The organism is Paenibacillus sp. D9 (assembly GCF_001188365.1).
Classification (GTDB): Bacteria; Bacillota; Bacilli; order Paenibacillales; family Paenibacillaceae; genus Paenibacillus_O; species Paenibacillus_O humicus.
In genome coordinates, this window is record NZ_JZEJ01000001.1 from 435,775 (window position 1) to 451,851 (window position 16,077).

Annotated in this window: 20 protein-coding genes; 10 read left to right on the forward strand and 10 right to left on the reverse strand. The window is 59.9% G+C overall.

Annotated elements, in window-relative coordinates; translation table 11 throughout:
- The first annotated feature begins 67 nt into the window (after window positions 1–67).
- Together VE23_RS01915 and VE23_RS01920 are read left to right on the forward strand one after the other, a co-directional pair.
- The gene (locus VE23_RS01915; protein ID WP_069202422.1) at window positions 68–655 is read left to right on the forward strand and encodes a GNAT family N-acetyltransferase; all 588 of its coding nucleotides are present in this window, start codon (window positions 68–70) and stop codon (window positions 653–655) included.
- 253 nt (window positions 656–908) lie between these two features.
- Complete coding sequence (locus VE23_RS01920; protein ID WP_049867171.1) at window positions 909–1,451, forward strand: NAD(P)H-dependent oxidoreductase; 543 nt, start codon at window positions 909–911, stop codon at window positions 1,449–1,451.
- Window positions 1,452–1,516: 65 nt separating this feature from the next.
- Here the strand turns inward: VE23_RS01920 and VE23_RS01925 are convergent, their stop codons facing one another.
- Window positions 1,517–1,891 carry a winged helix-turn-helix transcriptional regulator gene (locus tag VE23_RS01925; protein ID WP_021879230.1) on the reverse strand — a complete coding sequence of 125 codons (375 nt, stop codon included), beginning with the start codon at window positions 1,889–1,891 and terminating at the stop codon, window positions 1,517–1,519.
- Between the two features lie 258 nt (window positions 1,892–2,149).
- Here VE23_RS01925 and VE23_RS01930 point away from each other — a divergent pair, with 258 nt between their 5' ends.
- A complete protein-coding gene (locus VE23_RS01930; RefSeq protein ID WP_049867172.1) occupies window positions 2,150–2,842 on the forward strand; it encodes a class I SAM-dependent methyltransferase in 693 nt (230 codons plus the stop codon).
- A 256-nt stretch (window positions 2,843–3,098) separates the two neighbouring features.
- On the opposite strand, the gene VE23_RS26295 is transcribed toward VE23_RS01930, so the two are convergent.
- The 6 genes from VE23_RS26295 to VE23_RS01960 form a co-directional block, all read right to left on the reverse strand.
- Window positions 3,099–3,218: a YjcZ family sporulation protein gene (locus tag VE23_RS26295; RefSeq protein WP_021879232.1), complete on the reverse strand. Its 120-nt coding sequence runs from the start codon at window positions 3,216–3,218 to the stop codon at window positions 3,099–3,101.
- Window positions 3,219–3,330: 112 nt separating this feature from the next.
- Entirely contained in the window at window positions 3,331–3,870 is a 540-nt protein-coding gene (locus VE23_RS01940) for a spore germination protein GerPE (protein WP_049867174.1), read from the reverse strand.
- Window positions 3,867–4,220 (reverse strand): hypothetical protein, encoded by a 354-nt coding sequence (locus VE23_RS27720; RefSeq protein WP_069202423.1) that lies wholly within the window; start codon window positions 4,218–4,220, stop codon window positions 3,867–3,869. Before VE23_RS27720 ends, VE23_RS01940 begins: the two co-directional genes overlap by 4 nt.
- A 5-nt stretch (window positions 4,221–4,225) precedes the next feature.
- Window positions 4,226–6,232, reverse strand: a complete 2,007-nt coding sequence (gene gerPC, locus VE23_RS01950) for a spore germination protein GerPC (RefSeq protein WP_049867175.1) — start codon at window positions 6,230–6,232, stop codon at window positions 4,226–4,228.
- 21 nt (window positions 6,233–6,253) lie between these two features.
- The gene (locus VE23_RS01955; protein WP_048748455.1) at window positions 6,254–6,466 is read right to left on the reverse strand and encodes a spore germination protein GerPB; all 213 of its coding nucleotides are present in this window, start codon (window positions 6,464–6,466) and stop codon (window positions 6,254–6,256) included.
- Complete coding sequence (locus VE23_RS01960) at window positions 6,463–6,702, reverse strand: spore germination protein (protein WP_021878205.1); 240 nt, start codon at window positions 6,700–6,702, stop codon at window positions 6,463–6,465. Before VE23_RS01960 ends, VE23_RS01955 begins: the two co-directional genes overlap by 4 nt.
- 181 nt (window positions 6,703–6,883) lie before the next feature.
- Between VE23_RS01960 and VE23_RS01965 the strand changes: the two genes are divergently transcribed.
- The 7 genes from VE23_RS01965 to fosB all read left to right on the forward strand — a co-directional run bounded on the left by VE23_RS01965 (window position 6,884) and on the right by fosB (window position 13,516).
- Complete coding sequence (locus VE23_RS01965; protein ID WP_021878206.1) at window positions 6,884–7,375, forward strand: Hsp20/alpha crystallin family protein; 492 nt, start codon at window positions 6,884–6,886, stop codon at window positions 7,373–7,375.
- Between the two features lie 85 nt (window positions 7,376–7,460).
- On the forward strand, window positions 7,461–7,661 hold the full coding sequence (locus VE23_RS01970; protein WP_021878207.1) for a hypothetical protein: 201 nt from the start codon (window positions 7,461–7,463) through the stop codon (window positions 7,659–7,661).
- Between the two features lie 394 nt (window positions 7,662–8,055).
- Entirely contained in the window at window positions 8,056–9,876 is a 1,821-nt protein-coding gene (gene abc-f, locus VE23_RS01975) for a ribosomal protection-like ABC-F family protein (protein ID WP_049867176.1), read from the forward strand.
- Between the two features lie 211 nt (window positions 9,877–10,087).
- Window positions 10,088–10,315 (forward strand): hypothetical protein, encoded by a 228-nt coding sequence (locus tag VE23_RS01980; RefSeq protein WP_076356618.1) that lies wholly within the window; start codon window positions 10,088–10,090, stop codon window positions 10,313–10,315.
- A gap of 144 nt (window positions 10,316–10,459) precedes the next feature.
- Window positions 10,460–12,409, forward strand: a complete 1,950-nt coding sequence (locus tag VE23_RS01985) for a stalk domain-containing protein (protein ID WP_049867177.1) — start codon at window positions 10,460–10,462, stop codon at window positions 12,407–12,409.
- A gap of 115 nt (window positions 12,410–12,524) precedes the next feature.
- On the forward strand, window positions 12,525–12,941 hold the full coding sequence (locus VE23_RS01990; RefSeq protein ID WP_048748458.1) for a GNAT family N-acetyltransferase: 417 nt from the start codon (window positions 12,525–12,527) through the stop codon (window positions 12,939–12,941).
- Window positions 12,942–13,090: 149 nt separating this feature from the next.
- Window positions 13,091–13,516 (forward strand): metallothiol transferase FosB, encoded by a 426-nt coding sequence (gene fosB, locus VE23_RS01995; RefSeq protein ID WP_069202543.1) that lies wholly within the window; start codon window positions 13,091–13,093, stop codon window positions 13,514–13,516.
- 211 nt (window positions 13,517–13,727) lie between these two features.
- On the opposite strand, the gene VE23_RS02000 is transcribed toward fosB, so the two are convergent.
- From VE23_RS02000 to VE23_RS02010, 3 genes are read right to left on the reverse strand one after another with little or no spacing between them, the layout of a single operon-like run.
- Complete coding sequence (locus VE23_RS02000; RefSeq protein WP_049867179.1) at window positions 13,728–13,955, reverse strand: hypothetical protein; 228 nt, start codon at window positions 13,953–13,955, stop codon at window positions 13,728–13,730.
- Entirely contained in the window at window positions 13,955–15,067 is a 1,113-nt protein-coding gene (locus tag VE23_RS02005; protein WP_084781227.1) for an ABC transporter ATP-binding protein, read from the reverse strand. The genes VE23_RS02000 and VE23_RS02005 overlap by 1 nt, the downstream gene beginning before the upstream one ends.
- On the reverse strand, window positions 15,064–16,065 hold the full coding sequence (locus VE23_RS02010) for an ABC transporter ATP-binding protein (RefSeq protein ID WP_049867180.1): 1,002 nt from the start codon (window positions 16,063–16,065) through the stop codon (window positions 15,064–15,066). Before VE23_RS02010 ends, VE23_RS02005 begins: the two co-directional genes overlap by 4 nt.
- Between the last annotated feature and the right edge of the window lie 12 nt (window positions 16,066–16,077).

Sequence of the window (16,077 nt, forward strand, 5' to 3'; positions counted from 1 at the left end):
TTTCAGTCCCGGTTCCTTTTTGGAGCCGGGACTTGTTTTCGCCCTGAACAGAGGAAGGATGATGAACATGAAAAGCATGGAGACGGATCGATTGATTTTGCGGACGGCGGAGCCGGGGGATGCGGCTGCCGTAGCTTCGTATGCGCGCCGCAACCGCGAGTTTCTGGAGCCGTGGGAGCCGCTGCGCGACGAATCCTTCTATTCGTTGACCGCACAGCGGAAAATGCTGGAGGCGGACCGGGCCGAAATGGAAGCGGGCCGAATGTGCAAGCTGTGGATTTTTTTGAAGGAAGATCCCGACACCGTCATCGGCTCGGTCGCTCTCAGCAATATCATCCGCGGCGTGTTTCAGAACAGCACATTGGGCTACCGGCTGGACAGCGGACTGCTTGGCAGAGGGTATATGCCGGAAGCCGTCAAGGCGATTGTCGACTACGGCTTCGGCGTCCTGAAGCTGCATCGGATCGAGGCCAATATCATTCCGCGCAACGAAGCCTCTCTCTCGGTCGTGCGCAAGCTGGGGTTCCAGGAGGAAGGGCTGGCCCGCAAATATTTGAAGATCAACGGAAAATGGGAGGACCATTATCATATGGTGCTGCTCAACGAAGCTCTCGAAGCGGAAGAGGAGCAGGCGGCCGGCCGCTCGGGCCGATAGGAAGCAGCCGCGGGGAAGAGCGGTTGCGGAATTGGACCGCGGTTGTTGCGGGCCTCTATGCGGCAACCCCCCGGTTCACGGGCGGCTTCCGATTCCGTTCGCCTCGTCCGGTGAGCGGATGAAGCGTCGGAGTCCGGCACCGATGCTCACCTCGGGGTAAGTATGTGAACGGAAAGTGCGTACTTATGCGACGGCGCAACGCCGGCTATACTCAAAAGCGTACAAAACCGAACGCTCGAGGAGGGCCGACCCTATGAAAACACTTGTCGTCGTCACGCATCCCGGCATCGATACATCCGTCGTCAATCGGCGCTGGCTGGAAGAGCTCCGCAAATACCCCGACCGCTACACGGTCCATGAACTGCATAAAGCCTATCCGGATGGAAATATCCAGGCAGAGAAGGAGCAGGAGCTGATTGAAGCGCATGGCCATCTTGTCCTGCAGTTCCCGATCTACTGGTTCAGTTCTCCTCCGCTCCTTAAAAAGTGGCTGGACGATGTGTTCACTTACGGATGGGCGTACGGGTCGAAGGGAGACAGGCTAAGAAATCGAAAAACAGCCTTGGCTGTAACCGCAGGAGGAACGAGGCTGGATTTCAGCGAAGAAGGAAAGCTCCGCTACGGGCTTGACCGGATTCTGTCCCCATTCGAAACGACGTTCCGTTACTGCGGTTCCGATTATCAGGACTTCTATGCCTTCTACGGCGCCGAATACGAGACGGTGGAGAATGCGGACTACCTGAAGCGGCTGGACCGGAGCGCGCAGGGCTATATTGAATTTCTCAGCCGGCTTTAACCGGCAGCAACCAAAAAAGCAGTCCTCCTGCCCATGGAGGGACTGCTTTTTTGGCCTGGATGCCGCTATGTCGGAAGATGGGCCGTCTCCGCCTGCTCGGCCGGCTTGACGTTCTTCTCTCCCCAGTCGCACATCATATCCATCACGGGAATGAGCGACTGCCCTTTTTCGGTCAAGGAATACTCCACCTTGGGAGGAATCTGCGGAAATTCCTCGCGACGGACGAGACCGTCCGTCTCCAGCTCCTTCAGCATGACGGATAAGGTTTTAAAGGATATGGTGCCGATTCCCCGCTGCAGCTCGTTGAAGCGCATGACCTTATATTGGGAGAGCCAGTACAACAGAGTCATTTTATATTTGCCGCAGATGACGGACAAGGTGTAGTCGAAGCCGGTATCCTTCATCTGGATGCCGGACGGAGCGCAGCTTGTTTTATCCATGCACGATTACCTCCTTATGGAACATCGCTCAAGGCCGCCTCTCCGGTCAGGGCCTCGTTTTTCTTTGGACAGGCTGCTGCCGGGACGGATGGCGTCATGGACTCATCCTATCATTTCAAAACGGACAGCTCAATGCCTTGCCGGTTCCTTCCTCCGGGAGCGCATTCCTCCTGAACGTCCTGCGCCTCCACTTGCATGGAGATGCGCTCTTGACCTTGACGCCGCGTCAAGGCGCATGATGGTTTCGGAGGCGATGACATGACCAGAGATGCACAGTACTACAGCAGGGGAGAAGCAGCCAATTACGACGCGCTGATCGGCGCTCAGCGAAGCCTGCTTCCGGTTTTGCGGAAGCTGGCCGATCCGAGCGGCAAGCGGATCGCGGATTTAGGCGCAGGAACCGGCCGGCTGACGCTGCAGGTTCTGCCTGTGGCGGCTTCCGTCGCGGCGGTGGACACATCGGAGCAAATGCTGGACAGGCTCCGGGAAAAAGCGGGCTTGCAGCCTGAGGGCAAGCTGAAGCTGGCCGTGGCCGATCATGCCGGCACGGGGCTGGACAGCTGTGCTTACGATCTCATTCTGGGCGGCTGGTCGATCTGCTACGGCGTAGCCCCGTCACAGCCGGGGTGGGAGCAGAGGCTGGCGGCGATAGAGTCGGAGATGAACCGGATCGGGATTCCCGGAGGCGACGTCGTGCTGTTCGAAAATTATGGAACGGCTGCCGAAGAGCCTGCTCCGCCGGAGCATTTGCTGGCGTATTTCCGAAGCCTTGAAGAGCGGTATGAATTCAAGAGGACCGTCGTCAGAGTCGATTACCGCTTTGCGGACGTTCGGGAGGCAGCGGCGAGGACAGGCGCCTTTTTCGGGCCGGAGACGGCGGAGAAGGTCAGGCGGAACGGCTGGAGCATCGTGCCGGAATTCGCCGGCGTGTGGCATCGCAAGCTGGAGTGAAGATTGGATCGGCTTATGGTGAGCGCAGCATGTTCCAAGGAGAACGGTGCCGATGCCCGCCGGCGCCTTGCGCCGGGCTTGTCCGCAAGCGCATGACGCTCCGCCGCTCTGCAAAGGCACCCGGAAAAGCCATGCAGCGCCAAGCCGAACCCGCAAGCGTTCCGCCAAGCTTATCCATGTAACGAGGCTGTACGGAAAGCGCAGCAAGCAGCTCCCGGAACCTTCCGGGAGCTGCTTTTTCGGCTCCATCTCTATGCTAGATGAAGAAAGCTCGGGAGATGATGACGAGCAGGATGAATAGAACGAGAATGACCCCTATGCTCGATCCCCAATAAGGTCCGCAGCCGGCGGCTGCTCCTGCAACAGGATAACCCATCAAGCATACCTCCTGTAACATGGATTCATTTGAAGCTGACAGCCCTGCGCCTAGCGCAGCAGCTTAAGCTTCACAATGACAATGTATGCGGGAAGCGGGCTTATGGACATAGTCAATTGTCCCGGGTCGTCGTAACGGCCTCGCCGCTCGAAGAAGGACTTTCGCTGCCGGACGGGCCTGCGGAGGCTCCATCGTTTTCGTTGTGGGCCGTCTCGATCGCCTGCGACAGAGCCGGATTGGGAACGGAGGTGGAGCCGAGACTGTAGGCATACTGGCGGAAGTGCTTGAGCCTGGATTCCATCAGCGTATCCATGGCGTTGCCAGTAAGGACGACGGAAGCGCTGCTGCAGGTAATGATGTTGACCGTGCCTACCATGATGCTTGGATTCGGGTTGACGGTCCGCGTTCGGATGTCGGCAGCGTCGGCGCTTTCCTCTTGCGGAAGGCTGAATGGCGTGCTGAACAAGTCGTAGCTGGCGAAATCCACCTCTCCTCCGGCTCGGTTGTCCAGCTGGCGCTGGACGGCAAGGCCGGAAGATTTGGCGCTGATCGACGCCGAATCTCCGAACTGGATGACGGAGGAAAGCCCGGTATTGATCAGTTGAAACGACCCGACGAACGAAGTTCGAATCGATGCGTCGTTTTCGATCATGGGCTTATCGTGATGGAGCCGTTCGGGCTGACGAAGCTGGAGCCGTTCCCAAATGGAATCGTTGAACCCGAGGCGGATTCGGCCTGCCCCGAACCTCCGGTTCCTGTCAGAGGAACGACGGTCTGGCCTCCCTCGTTCTGGATGGCGCCGGCTTGCGTCGAGCCTTCGGCTGGAGCCGGAAGCGGGGCGAAGGGGCCGATGATGACGGATTCCGGAGGGGTGTCGAAAATGGAATAGAGCGTGATGCTGTCGGTATCGCCGATTTGAAGCAATGAAGCTGCGGCGACCCCGACAAGCTCCAAGCTTCCCACGCAAAGCATATGATTCGTAATGTTCACATTCATGGACATTGCCATCATCCTTTCGGGTGCTTAGCCAAGTTTTGCACGTAAGCGGTCAAGGCCAGCTCCGCATCCCTTATCGTCCGCTCGGAAGCCTTGCGGAGAAGCTGGCGGACTTCCAATCTTTCGGCTGGAGAGAGCGATTGCTGCTTGGATTGCTCGTCGGCCATGTAGTGGCGGATTCTTTCCGGGATTTGCCGGCGCACATCTTCGATGACCATTTTTTGGTGATAAGGATCCATTTGCAGCTTCAAGGCCTTGGCTTCCCGGCTCATCGCATCCTGCGCCAGCGTATTCAAGTAAGCATCCACCGATGCCCTCACATCGCCGAAGCCGGGCAGGCTGCCGGTTGCGGCTGAAGGGACCGCAACCGGAGAAGGCGCGGTTTGTCCCGGAGGGACAGGCGGAATCCCGTCGGCTGCAGGCGGGACTGCCGAGAAGCCGGGAACTTGGGAGCCGGGGAACGGATTGGCGCCGCCAAATGAACCGAAACCCGGCGGCATGGCGGCTGCAGGGCCATTGAAGCCCGGACCTGAAAAACCGGGAGGAAATGCCGCTCCCGAAGGCGCTCCAAGCATAGACGCACTTGGGAATCCCGGCGGAGAGACAGGAACCGGGCCATGTCCGGGAACGGCGCCGACCTCCGGAAGGACGGTGGAGCCTTGCATCGTAACCGTATTATTGCCATTGGCTCCAACAGAAGGCTGGACGACAGTGGCTGCGAAGGACTGCGAGGGCGTGGGGGCAGAGGCCGGGACGATCGCAGCAGCACCGGGACTTGGAGGTCCCGGCGCATTCGTACCTTTGAGGGATGACTCCGGAATGGGAAGCGGGTAGACGGAGGCGCCGCCATTGACGACCTTTTGCGGAACCGACAGCTGCCCGAACTCCTGCATTTGCGACTCTGAAGGCGTCGTCATGCCGATATTCAGCGTTCCGTCCAGCTGTTCGACCTTCAGCTGATCGAAGTTGTATTCCAGCTTCTCGATCGTGTAGGCCGGCTTGCTCTCCGCCTGCTGAAGTCGTTCATCCATGCTTTTCATATATAGGAACATTTGCGAAATTTGCTGCTGCTGGATTCTTGAGCGAAGCAGTATCGATGCCAGGCAGGCCTGCAGGCAGACTGGATTTTGCAGATCGCCTGCGCATGAGACGAAAGGGTCCGCAGCCATCCCTGCCGTCCATCCTTCTCCAGGACCGCCGGCTCCGGCTGCGGAGTCCGCTACGATGGGAAAGGGAGGCGACGTAAAAGGCCACCCCTCATAGTTTTGCCATTTGCTTACCCAGTTGGGATCAATCGATTGGAGGTACCCGACCAGGGAGGCTTCATTGAATCCGGGGGGCAATCCGGCGAGGGCCTCAGGCGATAAGGGACTATTCCCGCCCGGTCCTGCAGCAGCTGCGGCACCGGCTGCATTCGGAGAAGCTCCTCCTCCATCTGCTGCACCTGCTGCAGCCGGCATTCCGCCGGAAGCGGACATTGGCCATGGGGCCGCCTGAGGGCCGGGCCAGCCTCCGGATTGCGGCGGAGGCTGGAGCTGTCCGACCGGATACGGCGAGGTGAAGCCGCCGGACGGATATCCGGCAGGCGGAAAGCTGCCGGGAGCAGGCATGCCCGCCTGAAAAGCTCCCCCAGGCTGTCCTCCTAGCGGAAAGCTTGCACCGGAGGAGGCTTCATAAGGGAAATTTCCGCTCGACATCGCCTTCAGGGCAGGTACGGATCCGAGCGAAGGAATCGGCCCGCCGAGCCCGGGCATCAGGCCGGTCATGCCCGGTATGCCTCCTGCAAGGCCCGGCAGCGATCCGCCCATGCCTTGGGCGGCGAGGCCGGCGAAGCCCGGCATGGCGCCCGGAAGCTTGAGTCCGGGCCAGCTGCCGCCAGCGCCTGGCCATCCTAATCCTTTGCCGATCTGAGGGAGCAAGCCCATGCCGCCGTAGGAGGAGCCGAATGGAAAGGGCCGGTTCTCCGGATGCTGCTGCAGGCTGGCTGGCGATTGGGAAGAACGATCGCCGTTTTCCATCGTCTGAATCCTCCTCTCGCGTCAGCTAGGTTTGGGCAGAGGAACGAAATTCAGCGCGTCAGCCCCTTCGTTGGATGTCAATTGCTCGGCAGGCTGGCTGAATCCTCCTGAATTGTACAGCTGGGATATAGGACGAATGGAGCCGGCGCTGCCGATCTGAAGAACGGAGCTGTTGGCGACGCTGTCTACGCGAAGCTGATGGATCGTAATGGACTGATGGACGGTCAGATTCATATAATGTTCGTTCCGGATCCGATTTCGTTATTGGAGTTATCCTGAAGATCGGGGTCCAGGGTATTGGTGGCGCTGAGTCCGTTGTTGGCGTTCGTCAAGCCCCCGGTCAGGAACGATCCTGAACCTGCATAGGTTTTGGAGGAGCTGGACGGCGATATTTGGACGGTATCTCCGAACTGGACAACGGCGCTGGAACCGACGCTGACGATGTTGACGAAACCGACGGCAGCAGGCATTCTCAATCACCTCATTCTCGCTTGAATCGCGGCAGGGCCGGGAGAACCGGGCTGCCGTCCATACCCCACTATATGCGGCATTCGCCCAAATGTTCCGGGATGCGCGGGCCTCGGCTCGAAAGCTGTCACTTGATCGAGCCGGCCTGCATAGGCTGGAGCATAGCGGAGGGAGGTTCTGCCCGTGGGCAGCAAATGGGATCAGATGCAGGAATGGCTCGCTCGCCAGCAGCTGCCCAAAGGCTTCGAAGCGATGAAGGAGCCGGAGTGGGTGGCGCGCATCGTCAAGCAGATGATGGAAGGCGCGCTCAGCGGCAATCCGACAGCCGGCTTGTCGGGCATGCAGGATACCGCGGATAAAGCCAAGAAGGGCGAGAATTTCAAAGCGGGCATTTCTTCGCTCGGGGCGGAGTGGTCGGAAAACAAGGATTACTTGCTGCTCAAGCTTCCTCTGCAGGGGGATGCCGACGCCGAGACGCTCCGGGTCAGAGTGAAGGAGGAGCGGCTGCGCATCGAGGGCTTGCCGGGACGACGTCCGCAAAGCCTGCAGCTGCCTGCTCCCGTCCAGCCCCGTTCCACGCGGGCAATCGTCAAGGGAGGCGTTCTCCGGGTTCGTCTGAAGAAGAAGTCTCCGTCGAAATACATCGATGTCTTCATCGAGGAAGGTCCGGATTAAGGATCCGGACCTTGGGCTTGTTGCGTTTGGCAAACGCTTCCCTTATGATTCTAGTGGACGGATTTTACATAAGGGAGTGTCGCCGGTGACCGCCGTTGATGTCAGCAATGTTTCTCCAGGCTTGTTCGTGCTCGGAGCCGTATTCATCCTGCTTATTTTTTCGCTTCTCAGCCTAGGCGTATTGAGGATGTTCCAGCAGCGCTTCCGTGCCGGCTGGTTCTATTTCGCAGGAGGCGCTGTCAGCGCAGTCGTCATGTACATCCTGTTGGATCTATGGTATATCTAGCCGGAAGCAGTCGGGCCTTGAAGGCCCTTTTTTTTGTTTCCGTCCGGCTTCAGTTCCTTAGCGGCCCGAGGCCTGTCCCGGCAGGCGGCAGCGCCCGACAGCCGGCTGGTTGACAGGGAATGGAAGGCGCAGGTATAGTGGAATGAGTGAGAAGAAACCGGAGGTACCTTATACCGATGAAGTAAGCCCGCGTGATCCCATGAAGCCAACAGAGCGAATGCTGCCAGTTGACGGGATACGTGCGCCGGTTTAAGGGTCTTTCTTTCAGGATATGCCGTCTTCCGATCATCGGGATTCGAGGCATGGTCCTGTATCCTTATCCCCATATGCACCACTATCCGGACCGCTGCGCAGCTGCGGTTTTTTTATTATTTTCGGGGATGGGGATGAGAGCATGACCTTATGGATCCAAGCAAAAGGAATAAGCAAGGAATGGAACGGCAAGACGTTATTCCAGGGCGTCGATCTGGAGCTGCGCGCGGGGGAGCGCGCCGCCTTGTTCGGCAGGAACGGCTCCGGCAAGACGACTTTGCTGACGGGCCTGCGCGGCGGGATCGAATTCGATTCCGGATCGGTATACCGAGGCTGTCCGGTCGCCGACTGGGGCTTGATGGAGCAGCATGATGAGGAGGATGTCGGCGAGCTTTCCTTGATCGACTTCGTCCGGATGGGCGACCCTTCCCGGTATGAGATCTGGAGGAGAATGACGGAGGGAGCGGCCGTCATGGCGGCTACGGACGGAGCGGCAGGCCTGGATGATTACGCCGAGGCTGCCGAGGCGTATGCAGCTATGGACGGTTACGGCTGGGAGCTCGAGGTGGATCAGGCGTTGAGCCGGCTCGGGCTAGGCGGTCTGGAGGGCGGGCAAACATACGGCAGCCTGAGCGGCGGGCAGAAAACCCGGGCCAAGCTGGCGAGGCTGATGGCGGGCCGCCCGCAGCTGCTCATGCTTGACGAGCCGACGAATCATCTGGACGAGGAATCGCTCGTCTTTCTGGAGCAGTGGCTGGCTGCGTTTCCCGGCGCGGTATTGTTCGTCTCTCACGACCGTGCTTTCATCGATCATGTGGCGACGCAGGTGCTGGAGCTGCGCGAGGACGGTCTGGGCGTATACCCGGGCGGTTATACCGCTTATCGGGAAGCCAAGGAAACGGAGCGCAGGACGATGGAGGCCAAAGTCCGCAAAGAGAAGCAGGAGCGGCAAAAGCTGATGGAATCCATCCGCAGGTATCAGCAGTGGTTCGATGCCGCCCATAAGGCTGCGGGGCAAAATGATTTTTTGAGATCCAAATCCAAGAAAAACGTCTCCCGGCTCCATGCCAAGGAATCTGCGCTCGAGCGGCTGGAGCAAGGAGCTGCGCATGCTCCCGTCGACAAGCCGCGCCTCAAGATGATGCTCGAGGACGATGGATTCGAGGCGGCACGGTTCATGAGGCTGGAGGAGGTCGGCTTCGCCTATGGATCCGCCAAGCCTCTATTAAGCCGGTTCAGCCTCACGATCAGCCGCGGCGACCGCATCGCGATTCTGGGACCGAGCGGCAGCGGGAAGTCGACGCTGCTGAAGCTGCTATCGGGAGAGCTGAACCCATGCGAAGGCCGAAGATCATCCCATCCGAAGATGAAAATCGGTTATTTCTCCCAGGAGCTCGACCGTCTTCCGAACGAGGCTGCTTTGCTGGACATGATGCTCGGCTTGCCGGACATGACCCAGTCGGAAGCCAGGACGCTGCTTGGCGCGTTTCTATTTTCCCGCGAGGACGTGCACAAGAGGATCGGGGACCTCAGCATGGGAGAGCGATGCCGCGCCGCCTTTCTCCGGCTGATGCTGGGCGGCTCGAATCTGCTGCTGCTGGATGAGCCGACGAATTACCTCGACATCGAGTCCAGGGAAGTCGTGGAGGCTTCGCTGCGCAGCTACGACGGGGCGATGGTGCTGGCGACGCATGACAGGGCGCTGCTGAAGTCTTCCGTGAACCGGCTCCTGGTTTTCGAGGAAGGGGGAAAGGGCAACCCTCTTCAGTATCCGGGAAGCTACGAGGACTATCTGGAGAGCAAGGCGGAGCGGCAGCGGGACAACGGCGGCAGGAGCGACGGGCAAAGGCTTGCCGGCCTAGAACTGGCCGTCCTGATGAGCGCGCCGGAGCCTGAGGAAGAGGAGGAGCGCCAGGCTTTCCGCAGGCGGCTGATGGAGCTGCGCCGGCGAGCCGGGCTGTGACGGCTGTGACCGGGCAATTGCAAGCGGATGTTCTCATGGGCATGGATCGTCGTCCAGCCGGGCGATGAGGAATATCCATCGACGACATGAATGAGCGAGACGCATGCGGGAAACCGGAAGCAGCCTGGCAAGTCTTGCTAACGGCGGCCGGTTGAGGTAAAGTCGAAGCTAGTTTGTTCCAAGTGGATGGAGCCGAAAAGGGGTAATGGTCGTGTGGCAGAAAATATGGTTTGTCTCCAACATGGGGTTCGTGGCGATGCTGGTCTGGTATATGTTTCTTCAGAGGGCTTACGCGGATGCCTTGCATCGCGGGGCTGATACGGCGCAGGCGGCCAAATACCGGCGCCGCAGGCTGATGGCGGGAATAGCGGCGCTTGTGCTGTTCGTCGTCATGGCCGGAGCCTTCATTACGAACATGAGAGTCAACGGAACGCGCTGAGGCATGTGTCCAATTCATGGCAATTCCGGCCTTGAGCGCAACTTTCTCCCGAAATGGCCGTCAAATGTCTACTGTACAGGGGCTTTGCCCCGTGAGCGGAAGCAGTTGGACAGACAGCAGTTGGACAGTTAAAGGAGACTAGCAATGAAATCGCTCAAATGGCTTTTGGTTTTGACCCTCTTCACCATGCCTCTGCTGGGAGGAATGGGGCGCGCGACGGCTCAAGGAGCATCGCAGACGCTCGTGATGACAAAAAACAGCAAAACGATGTTTTTGAACGGAACCGCCTTTACTGCGGCTCAGCCGTTCGTCATGAAAAACGGAGTATCCTACGCGCCGTTCAGCTCGCTGGCGGCGCGTTACGGCTTCCAGGTATCCTATGATGCCGCGGCCAAGCAATCGATCGCCCGCAGCGCCGCGGGAGAGATCCGCTTCAAGATGAATACCAAGGAAGTAACCGCCTACGGAACCAAAATGACAGGCCAGGCGAATACGTACTCCGAGAACGGGTCGCTCATGATTCCGATCCGCACCTGGGGTCTGGCGACGGGAAGCCGCGTGAGCGCTTCTGGCGCTCAGGTTACCCTGCAATGGGATACGAAGCCGAGCGCTGCGTTCGCCGTATCTCCGGCCAAGATCTATGCGGGCGACTATGTCACCTATTTGGACCGCTACAGCTCTCCTTCCGGCCAGCCGATCATCAACGAGGAATGGACGGGACGCGAGGAAGTATTCGCCGAGCCAGGCACGTACACCATTTCCCGCATCGTTCAGGATGCCGCCGGGCAATGGAGCGATCCCTACACGGTGACGATCAAGGTGCTTGCCCCGAACCAGCCTCCCGTCGCGGACTTCACCACGGACAAGACGGTATACCGGATCGGCGAGAACGTCCGTTATAACGATCTCAGCACGGACGACAACAACGCGATCGCCAAACGCAACTGGATCGGCCAAGCGGATGTCTTCTTCGAGGCGGGAGACAAGACGATCACCTTGGAAGTCATCGATGACCAGGGCTTGTCCTCCACGATCAGCAAGACGATCACGGTATCGACGGAGGTCCTGTATACGAAGGACCAGTACGACAAGCTGTTCAAGCCGGTAGGCGGCGTATTCGGGGTCGATGCCAAGTCGGTGCTCGATATTCCGACCGTATCGTATGACTTCCACTCGGAGCCTTCCCGCTTGATCCGCAGCAACAGCCCGGAGCGCTGGACGAGCGAAGGCATCGCTTACGACGATCAGTTCTCCGGCGACATCCGCCTGCTGTTCCACAACGTGAACAATATCGGATATCCCGTCAAGATGTATCTGATCGCGACGAATGAAGGCAACTACACCGCGAAGTTCGGCGTGAAGAATTTCGGAGCCGGCGGGCCGGACCAGTACGAGGTCAATACCGGCAAAATGTCTACGGTCCGGTATTTGAACTCCGTCATCTCGCCGAGCCCGATTACGTATACGAGCATCAAGCCGGGACAGTCCGTGCAGGTGCTGAAGGAAATCTCGGCTTCCGCCATCAAGTCGAATCTGATCTACTCGGCCTACGCCGACGTGACCTCCGATCAGACGCTGCGGTTCCGTGTCGTCGTTGTCGCGGAGAAGACGGACCCGCTCAAGGTGCTCGAGAGACTGCCGCTCATGGATGCGGACGGCAAGCATACCCGGGGCTCCTTCAACAACGCGACGCGCGCGATCGACGTTCCCGGCGTGCTCGGCTACACTCCGCAGCGCATCGTGCTGGGAGACAACAAGCTGGATCCGTATCTGGACGGGTACGACAATACGACCGGCTCCCTCCAGCTCAACATCGGCAACTTCGGCGTTCTGTACAAGATGAACATCAAGCTGTCGCCGCGGACGCTAGTCGCCTTGAACCCTCGCGGAGGCTTGTACACGGGAGCGTTCGTCGTCAACGGGCAGCTGATTCCCGTGCCGGCATCCGGAGTGCTCAAGGATCAAGGCGAAGCGATGGTGCTGTACCGTTCCGGAGACAGCACGGAGACGATCAGTCTCGTCTATCTGATCGCATCCGGCAGCAACCTGCCGATCACGATGATCTTCCAGCCGCTGCCGGCGATCAAGAATTAGGCAAGAAACCGGAAATGGACTCTTTGCCGCATCTCGACTCGAGATGCGGTTTTTTTGCGGAAATTTCCAGCGGGCGGATGTACAATGGAGCCATGGAACAGGAGGAGGGACAGGAATGGAAACGACGGAAAAGGGGTACGTGTTCAGCGACAGCAAGGATCGGCTTGATCCGGCGTGCATTGAACGCTTTTTAGGCGAGAGCTATTGGGCCAACGGGAGAGACAGGGCCGCGATCGCGAAGTCGATTGAGAATTCCCTCTGTTACGGCATTTACCGGGAAGGCGCTCAAGTCGGATTTGCCCGCGTAGTGACGGATGACGCGACGATGTACTGGCTGTGCGACGTTTATATCGATTCCGGACATCGCGGCCATGGACTCGGCCGAAGGCTGGTCGAGCTGATCACGTCCTCCGACAGGCTCCGCAAGCTGAACGGAAGCCTGGCGACGAAAGACGCGCACTCCCTGTACGAGAAATACGGATTCGAACGGTCCGGGCCGATGTTCATGAGAAGGCCTGGAACGAAAGGATAAGGAAGGAGAATGACGATGACGAAGCCGATGGAAGTGTTGTTCATCGCCATGGCCAGGGAATCCACAATACGGGTATCCCGGATCGGCTCGGGGAAGCGGGCATTCACATCATGAAGTGGACGGAGTGAATCAACTTGAAGCTTGACGGCATGAACCACATCTGCTTTTCCGTGTCCGATCTGGACAGATCGATATCGTTTTACGCCGAGGCATTCGGGGCGAAGCTTCTGGTGAAGGGACGGAGCCTCGCTTATTTCGATCTGGGCGGGCTGTGGATCGCTCTCAATGAAGAGAAGGAGATTCCCCGGGACGAAATCCGGCTGTCCTATACGCATCTTGCCTTTTCGATGCAGGCTGTCGAGCTGGACCATGCGGTCCGGCGCCTGGAGGCGATCGGTGCCGAAGTGCTGCCCGGCAGGGAAAGGGATGAACGGGACCGCAGGTCGGTCTACTTCCGCGACCCGGACGGCCATCTGTTCGAGTTCCACAGCGGGACGCTGCAGGACAGACTGGATTATTACCGGGAGACGAAGCCCCATATGGTCTTCGGCGAGCTGGACTATCCGGCGGAGTGAAAGGCCTATTTTTCATTGTAGCCGATCGGTTCTGTTTCATCGGCTACACCTCGTCGAGCTCCGCAGATAGGCGCTCAGCCTCAAAAGCCCCGCAGCCGCGCTTTAGCGGCTGCGGGGCCCGTTTCGAGCCTTGCGCTCCCTTGGCGATGCCGCAAAGGCACCAGGGGCTGTTCCAAAAGCCATAGGCTTTTGGAACAGCCCCTCTTTGGCCTCAGTCGGATTCCGGATGAAGCTCATCCCTGCGGCGGCGCCGACGGCGATCCCATAGAGAGAGCAGGATGATGGACCCCGACAGAATCACATTGATCCACAGCGCCATCATGACGACGGCGTACGAGGCGGAGCCGGGCTGCACGGCCGTCAAGCTGAGCAGGCAGAGCAGCAGCAGGACAAAGGACATGGACAGGACGATGCGGCCGAGCAGGCGCAGATCGTCCATCAGCTGTCTCTGGAGGCGCGGATCGCCGCCATCCTCTCCTGCCAGCCGGCCAGCGTCTGCTCGGCCAGATGGCAGGCCGCCTCGCTGGCGCCGACGGGGCGCAGCTGCGGCTCCTCCTGCGAGCAGAGATCGATGGCATGCGGGCAGCGGGGATGGAAGCGGCAGCCGGCAGGCGGCCGGGCCGCATTCGGCATTTCGAGGCTCCGCAGAGGCAGCTCCAGCATCGCCTTGGCGATGTCGGGATCCGGCGTCGGCACCGCGGACAGCAGCGCCTGCAGGTAGGGATGCCTCGGCTGGCTCAGCACATCGTCCACGCCGCCGAGCTCCATGACGCGGCCGAGGTACATGACCGCCATGCGCCCTCGTTCGGCGATGTAGCGGGCTGTCGCGAGGTCATGGGTGATATAGACGATGGCGATGTCCAGCTTGCGGTTCAGCTCCGCCATCAGGTTGAGGATCGAGATGCGCAGGCTGACGTCGATCATGGAGACGGGCTCGTCGGCGACGATGACCTTCGGATTCAGCGAGATGGCTCTGGCCATGAGGATCCGCTGGCGCTGTCCGCCCGACAGCTGATGCGGATACTTGTCGAGAAAGCGGTCCGGCGGCGTCAGTCCGACCGTCTCCAGCAGCTCGATGACGCGGGCTCTGGCAGCCTTGCGCCCTTTGACGATTTTGCGCTGCAGAATCGGAGCGGAGAGCGACTGATAGATCGTCCGCATCGGATTGAGCGCCGCATAGGAATCCTGCTGCACCATCTGCACGCCGCCGCGGAAATCCTGGTAACGCTCGCCCTTGAGCCCGGCAATGTCCGCCCCCTGGAACAGCACCCGTCCCGAGGTCGGCTTCGCCAGCCCCGTCAGGACGCTGCCGAGCGAAGTCTTGCCGCAGCCGCTCTCGCCGACGAGGGCGATGATCTCGCCCGGATAAATGTCGAGATCGACGTCGACGACGGCGCCGACCTGCTCGGCCGGAGCCATCATACCGCGGCGCCTCTCGTAATACAGGCTCACGCCCTCCAGGCTCATCAGCGCCTGCTGCCCGTCGGCGCGGGCCAACTCCCGGCTGCGCCGAAGCGGCTCTCGCTCCAGCTCCAGTTCTCTGACGCTCATGATGTACGCACCTCCGCGATCGATACAGTCTGGGAATCCGGATGCAGATGGCAGGAGGCCTCATGGCCTCCTGGCCAGACGACGCGGGATGGCGAAGCTTTCCTGCACGCGTCGAAGGCATGCTCGCAGCGGGGAGCGAACGGGCAGCCCGGGGGCATGCGCAGCAGATCCGGCGGCGAGCCCGGAATCGCCTTGCGCTCCGACAGGTCGTCGTACAGGCTGGGAACCGCTTTCATCAGCTTGGCCGTATAAGGATGCTTGGGGCGCTTGAACATGTCGTAGACGCTGCCCGCCTCCACGATATTGCCGGCATACATGACCCCGACCCGGTCGGCGGCTTTGGCGACGACGCCGATATCATGGGTGAGCAGCAGCATCGTGATGTCCATTTCCTTGTGGATCTTGACCAGAATGTCGAAGATATACGCCTGCGTAATGACGTCGAGCGCGGTCGTCGGCTCGTCGAGAATGACGAGCTGCGGATCGAGCAGCAGGCTGAAGGCGATCATGACCCGCTGCTTCATGCCTCCCGACAGCTCGTGGGGGAACGCCTGCAGCACGCGGTCCGGCTCCAGCCGCACATAATCCATCAAGTCGCGGGCCTTGTCGACAATTTGCTTCTCCGAAGCGCCGCTTCGATGAGCCCGGTACGTCTCGATGATCTGATCCTTGATCCGCACGACCGGGTTCAGCGCGTTCTGCGCGGCCTGGAACACCATGGATGCTTTCTCCCACTTGTACTCCTGGAGATGCTTGCGGCTCAGCGCCAGTATGTCCTCGCCGTCGAAGCGGATCGTTCCGGCGGCGATGCGGCCGGGGCTGGTTACCGCTCGCATGACGGCGGACGCGAGCGTCGACTTGCCGCTGCCGCTCTCGCCGACGAGAGCCGTGATCTGGCCGCGCGGAATGGAAAAGTCGGCTTGGTTGACAGCCTTCAGCGTACCGGCGCGCATCGGAAACTCGATCGTCAATCCTTTTATTTCGACCAGATTGTCCATAGCTGCTCCTCC

What these genes read in the sequence shown, in the direction of transcription:
- abc-f (WP_049867176.1), top strand. Translation starts at nt 8,056, where the DNA reads ATGACCTTATGGATCCAAGCAAAAGGAATAAGCAAGGAATGGAACGGC.
- VE23_RS01915 (WP_069202422.1), top strand. Translation starts at nt 68, where the DNA reads ATGAAAAGCATGGAGACGGATCGATTGATTTTGCGGACGGCGGAGCCG.
- VE23_RS01990 (WP_048748458.1), top strand. Translation starts at nt 12,525, where the DNA reads ATGGAAACGACGGAAAAGGGGTACGTGTTCAGCGACAGCAAGGATCGG.
- VE23_RS01940 (WP_049867174.1), bottom strand. Translation starts at nt 3,870, where the DNA reads ATGATCGAAAACGACGCATCGATTCGAACTTCGTTCGTCGGGTCGTTT.
- VE23_RS01985 (WP_049867177.1), top strand. Translation starts at nt 10,460, where the DNA reads ATGAAATCGCTCAAATGGCTTTTGGTTTTGACCCTCTTCACCATGCCT.
- VE23_RS26295 (WP_021879232.1), bottom strand. Translation starts at nt 3,218, where the DNA reads ATGGGTTATCCTGTTGCAGGAGCAGCCGCCGGCTGCGGACCTTATTGG.
- VE23_RS01930 (WP_049867172.1), top strand. Translation starts at nt 2,150, where the DNA reads ATGACCAGAGATGCACAGTACTACAGCAGGGGAGAAGCAGCCAATTAC.
- VE23_RS01920 (WP_049867171.1), top strand. Translation starts at nt 909, where the DNA reads ATGAAAACACTTGTCGTCGTCACGCATCCCGGCATCGATACATCCGTC.
- VE23_RS02000 (WP_049867179.1), bottom strand. Translation starts at nt 13,955, where the DNA reads ATGGACGATCTGCGCCTGCTCGGCCGCATCGTCCTGTCCATGTCCTTT.
- VE23_RS01925 (WP_021879230.1), bottom strand. Translation starts at nt 1,891, where the DNA reads ATGGATAAAACAAGCTGCGCTCCGTCCGGCATCCAGATGAAGGATACC.
- VE23_RS01960 (WP_021878205.1), bottom strand. Translation starts at nt 6,702, where the DNA reads ATGCCTGCTGCCGTCGGTTTCGTCAACATCGTCAGCGTCGGTTCCAGC.
- fosB (WP_069202543.1), top strand. Translation starts at nt 13,091, where the DNA reads ATGAACCACATCTGCTTTTCCGTGTCCGATCTGGACAGATCGATATCG.
- VE23_RS02010 (WP_049867180.1), bottom strand. Translation starts at nt 16,065, where the DNA reads ATGGACAATCTGGTCGAAATAAAAGGATTGACGATCGAGTTTCCGATG.
- VE23_RS27720 (WP_069202423.1), bottom strand. Translation starts at nt 4,220, where the DNA reads ATGTCCATGAATGTGAACATTACGAATCATATGCTTTGCGTGGGAAGC.
- VE23_RS01955 (WP_048748455.1), bottom strand. Translation starts at nt 6,466, where the DNA reads ATGAATCTGACCGTCCATCAGTCCATTACGATCCATCAGCTTCGCGTA.
- gerPC (WP_049867175.1), bottom strand. Translation starts at nt 6,232, where the DNA reads ATGGAAAACGGCGATCGTTCTTCCCAATCGCCAGCCAGCCTGCAGCAG.
- VE23_RS02005 (WP_084781227.1), bottom strand. Translation starts at nt 15,067, where the DNA reads ATGAGCGTCAGAGAACTGGAGCTGGAGCGAGAGCCGCTTCGGCGCAGC.